The 4,711-nt window shown below is 66.9% G+C and carries 3 protein-coding genes; 1 reads left to right on the top strand and 2 read right to left on the bottom strand.

The window, feature by feature from the left end; all coding sequences use genetic code 11:
- Positions 1-144 precede the first annotated feature (144 nt).
- On the top strand, positions 145-1,059 hold the full coding sequence (locus tag IP86_RS23165; protein WP_054164794.1) for an SDR family NAD(P)-dependent oxidoreductase: 915 nt from the start codon (positions 145-147) through the stop codon (positions 1,057-1,059).
- A 196-nt stretch (positions 1,060-1,255) separates the two neighbouring features.
- Here IP86_RS23165 and IP86_RS23160 read toward each other — a convergent pair whose 3' ends face one another.
- Both IP86_RS23160 and ppc read right to left on the bottom strand, forming a co-directional pair.
- Positions 1,256-2,569: an OmpA family protein gene (locus IP86_RS23160; protein ID WP_054164793.1), complete on the bottom strand. Its 1,314-nt coding sequence runs from the start codon at positions 2,567-2,569 to the stop codon at positions 1,256-1,258.
- Between the two features lie 378 nt (positions 2,570-2,947).
- On the bottom strand, positions 2,948-4,711 hold a 1,764-nt coding region (gene ppc, locus IP86_RS23155), incomplete at its 5' end, for a phosphoenolpyruvate carboxylase (RefSeq protein WP_082364220.1).

Raw genomic sequence — 4,711 nt, 5'->3', positions numbered from 1 at the left:
TTCCACGAGCCGAGCGGCTCGGCGACTTGGAGACGCCCCCTCACCCGACCCGGCTTCGCTGCGCGATGCCGGGTCGACCTCTCCCCGCACGCGGGGAGAGGTTATTGCCAGCGCATCAACCAACAAACAAAAAGGAAGACACACATGGCCAAGGCACTCGACGGCAAAGTCATCATCGTCACCGGCGCGGGGCGCGGCATTGGGCGCGAGATCGCGCTGCTTGCGGCGCGTGAAGGCGCCAAGGTGGTGGTCAACGATCCCGGCGTCGCCGCCGACGGCTCGGGCACCGACGCCTCGCCGGCCGAGCAGGTCGTCGAAGAGATCAAGAAGGAAGGCGGCACCGCGGTCGCCAATTTCGAGAGCGTCGCGGAAGCCGTGCCGGCCAGCAAGATCGTCAAGCAGGCGGTCGACACCTGGGGCAAGCTCGACGGCGTCGTCAACAACGCCGGCATCCTGCGCGACGCGATCTTCCACCGCATGAGCATCGACGCGTTCGAGCAGGTCATCAAGGTGCATCTGATGGGCTCGTTCTACGTCTCGCACGCCGCCGCGCGGCTGTTCCGCGAGCAGGAGAGCGGCTCGTTCGTGCACTTCACCTCGACCTCGGGCCTCATCGGCAATTTCGGCCAGGCCAACTACGCGGCCGCCAAGCTCGGCATCGTCGGCCTGTCGAAGTCGATCGCGCTCGACATGCAGCGCTTCAACGTCCGCTCCAACTGCGTGTCGCCGTTCGCCTGGTCGCGCCTGATCGGCACCATCCCGACAGAGACCGAGGCCGAGAAGGCCCGCGTCGCGCGGATGCAGCAGATGGGTCCGGAAAAGATCGCGCCGCTGTCGGTGTATCTGCTCGGCGACGCCGCCAAGGACGTCACCGGCCAGATCTTCGCCGTGCGCATGAACGAGATCTTCCTGATGGGCCAGTCCCGCCCGATCCGCTCGGTGCACCGCGACGGCGGCTGGACCTGCGAGACACTGGCCGAGCACGGCATGCCGGCGCTGAAGGGCTCGTTCTACAAGCTCGACCGCTCCGCGGATATCTTCAACTGGGACGCGATCTAATCCAAGCGCAGGCCGCGCGCCTCTACATTAGTCCCTCATGGTGAGGAGCCCGGCGCCGCCGTCAGGCGACGCCGGGCGTCTCGAACCATGAAGGCCGAGGCCGTGCCACCTCATCCTTCGAGACGGCGCTACGCGCCTCCTCAGGATGAGGCACCGGAGGGGCAAAGCTGTACCAGTAGAGCTTCAGCCCGTATTGCTACTTCACTACAAACTCGATCCGCCGATTGGTTGCCCGCCCCTCCGCGTTGTCATTCGTCGCGAGCGGTTTCGATGCGCCGTAGCCGACGGCGGTGAGCTTGGCGGAGCCGATGCCGGCTTTGGTCAGGCTGTCGACCACCGCCTCGGCGCGGCGCTTCGACAGCGCATCGTTGGCGGCTTTCTTGCCCGCCGCGTCGGTGTGGCCGGCGACTTCGATCTGCACCGCCGGGCAATGCGCGATCACCGCCGCGAGCTCCTTCAGCACCGGCCGCGACGACGGCACGATCTCGGCGCTGCGCCGCTCGAAATTGATCTTCTGCGCGGCCACCAGCGCAGTCAGCCGGCTCTGGCAGGCTTCGACCGACGGGATCGAGGCCGTCCCGGACGCATCCGCGGTGCGAACCGCCGCAACCGGCGCAGACGGCTTGGCCGCCTCCGCCGCAGCGTTCACCGCAACGTGCTTGGCGGCAGCGTCCTTGGCAGCGGCTTCCTTCAGGGCCGCCTCCTTGTCTGCGGCCTCCTTCGCTGCAGCCTCTGCCGCAGCCTTGGCGGCGACCTCCTTCGCCTCCGCTTCGGCTTTCGCCTTGGCCTGCCTGGCGGCTTCGCGTGCGGCCTTGGTGGCGGCTTCCTTGGTCGCGGCGGCGGTAGCCGCCTTCTCGACCGCTTCGCGAGCCTCGGCCTCCGCCTTCGCCTTGGCTTCGGCCTCGGCCTTCGCAGTGGCCTCGGCCTGCAGCTTGGCAACGGTCTTGGCCGCCAGCGCCGGACCGCTCAGCTCCTCGACCTCCGACACCAGCCGCACGCCTTTGACCTGCAGGACCTGCTCGCTCAGCGCCGCGCGCTTGTCGCCGAGATCGTCCGGCAGCAGCACGTCGCGACCGGCGACATCGAAATTCAGCGGATCGGCGCCGGCCGCCTTCACCACTTCGGCGACGCGCTCGCGCAGATCCGGCTCGATCTTCGGCAGCGCTGTGATACCGAAGCCCAGCCAGATCAGTCCGGTGGCGAACAGCCCGACCCACCAGCCTTCAAACCGCGCCGGCAACAGCTGCACCGACAACCCGCCGGCGATACCGCCGAGGATGTAGGCGAGCACGAGCCCAGCGGCAGCTTCCAGCATCAGTTCCGGCTTACCCGACGCCAGCCGCAGCGCGACCACCGCCACCAGCGCGGCCAGCGCAACTGCGATCCGGACCAGCCAATAATTCTCGAGGTCCGCCGCCCAGCCGACCTCGTTGGCGATCAGCGGCGTTACGATCCCCACCACTCCCGCGGCCAGCAGCCACGGCCAATATTGCGTTACCAGATAGATCATCACTTATCCCCCGCGGCGCCGAGTGCGCGCGATGCGAGTCTCTCGCGCGCGTCCGGCGATTGCCTTTTCCGCGCACAAGCTAACGCCGCGCACACGGGTGCAGCCATCTGACTTAAGTTCAGGCGCGTAGTTGCGAATGATGACGGAGTGAGCACTGCGCCGCGGAGCGCGGCAGCGCGCGGTGGTATTTATGTGAGCGAACTGTATGGGAGTGAGGTGCGCGGCAATGAATTACCGCGTGCAGAAGAGCGGCGGTGCGTAAACTATGCGCGAGTCACGGGCCGCAAATGCGGCTTGTGTAGCCCGCATGAGCGCAGCGACATGCGGGGCAATCGCACCCCGGATGTCGCTTCGCTCATCCGGCCTACCGGCGCTGCATCACCCACTATTCCGCAACCCCGCCGAGATCCCGTTGATCGTTAGTTGAATCCCGCGCAGCACCTGCTCATCCGGATCATGGGTGCGATGCTCACGGAGGAGTTGGACCTGCACGTGGTTGAGCGGGTCGAGATACGGGAAGCGGTGGCGGATCGAGCGTTCGAGCAGAGGGTTGCCTTGCAGCAGGCGGTCGTGGCCCATGATCGCCAGCAGGCTGTCGATCGAGGCGTGCCATTCGGTGCGGATGCGGCCGAAGATCTTTTCGCGCAGCTCTTCGTCCTGAACGAGCTCGGCGTAGCGCGAGGCGATGCCGAGCGCGCTCTTCGACAGCACCATGTCCATGTTCGACAGCAGCGTGCGGAAGAACGGCCATTCCTGATACATCGCGCGCAGGAACGCCACGCCCTTGTCGGGATGTTGCACCACCCAGGCTTCGACCGCGCTGCCGAAGCCGTACCAGCCCGGCAGCATCAGGCGGCACTGCGCCCATGAGAACACCCACGGGATGGCGCGCAGATCCTCGATCGCTTTGGTTTTCTTGCGCGACGCCGGGCGGCTGCCGATGTTGAGCGTGGCGATCTCATTGATCACCGTCGAGGCCCAGAAGTACTCGACGAAGCCCTCGGTCTCGTAGACCAGGCCGCGATAAGCCTTGAACGCCAGCGCCGAGAGCTGCTCCATCGCTTCGAGATAGTCGGCGTTTGGTGCGACGCGCTTGGGCTGCAGCAGGCTCGCTTCCAGCGTCGCGGCGGCGAGGATCTCGAGATTGTTGCGGCCGACTTCGCGGTTCGAATACTTGCTGGTGATGATCTCGCCCTGTTCGGTGATGCGGATCTGGCCGTTCACCGCGCCGCCCGGCTGCGCCACGATGGCGTCGTAGCTCGGGCCGCCGCCGCGGCCGACCGAGCCGCCGCGGCCATGGAACAGCCGCAGCCGCACGCCGTGATGCTCGAACACTTCGATCAGCCCGATCTCGGCCTTGTACAGCTCCCAGCCGGAGGTGACGAAGCCGCCGTCCTTGTTGCTGTCGGAGTAACCGAGCATCACCTCCTGGACGCCGCCGCGGCTGTCGACCAGCCGGCGATATTCCGGAATGCCGAGCAGCCGGTCCATGATCTTGGCGCAGGCCTGCAGATCCTCGATGGTCTCGAACAGCGGCACGATGTTGATGGCGCTGCGGCCGGTCGGGCCGAGCAGCCCCGCCTCCTTCAGCAGCACCGCGGCTTCTAGCAGATCGGAGACGCCCTTGGTCATCGAGATGATGCATTGGGGGATGGAGCGCGCGCCATACGTCGCGTGCGCCACCGCGGCCTGGCGGAACACCGCGAGTTCACCCACGGTCTCGTCGCTATACTTCACAAACAACGAGGTCAGCGGCCGGGCGCTGCGCAGCTCGGCGGTGAGCAGCGCAACGCGCTGGTCCTCGGTCATCGCCGCGTAGGACTTGCCGGGGTGCGCCGCGTCGATCAGTTCGGTCATGGTGCGCTCGTGCACCGCGGAGTTCTGCCGCATGTCGAGACTGGCGAGATGAAAACCGAAGCAGTCGATCGCGCGCCGCAACCGCCGCAGCCGGCCGCGCGCGATCACGACGGCATTGGTGCTGACCAGCGAATGGTGGATCGCGTCGAGATCGGCCTTGAAGGCGTGGACGCTGTCGTACGGTTCGGCCTCCCCGACCGGGGCCCGAACGCTGTCGATCTCGAGCCGCGTCGCCGTCGCGGCGAGCCGCGCATAGATGCCGGACACCGCGAGCCGGTACGGCTC

Origin of the sequence: Rhodopseudomonas sp. AAP120, assembly GCF_001295845.1 — a bacterium.
Taxonomy (GTDB): Bacteria; Pseudomonadota; Alphaproteobacteria; order Rhizobiales; family Xanthobacteraceae; genus Rhodopseudomonas.
The sequence above is the reverse complement of the archived record's forward strand: the minus strand, read 5'-3'. Positions and strand labels throughout refer to the sequence as shown.

Bases quoted from the DNA above. Each gene is read 5' to 3' on its own strand.
- IP86_RS23165 (WP_054164794.1), top strand. From the start codon at position 145: ATGGCCAAGGCACTCGACGGCAAAGTCATCATCGTCACCGGCGCGGGG.
- IP86_RS23160 (WP_054164793.1), bottom strand. From the start codon at position 2,569: ATGATCTATCTGGTAACGCAATATTGGCCGTGGCTGCTGGCCGCGGGA.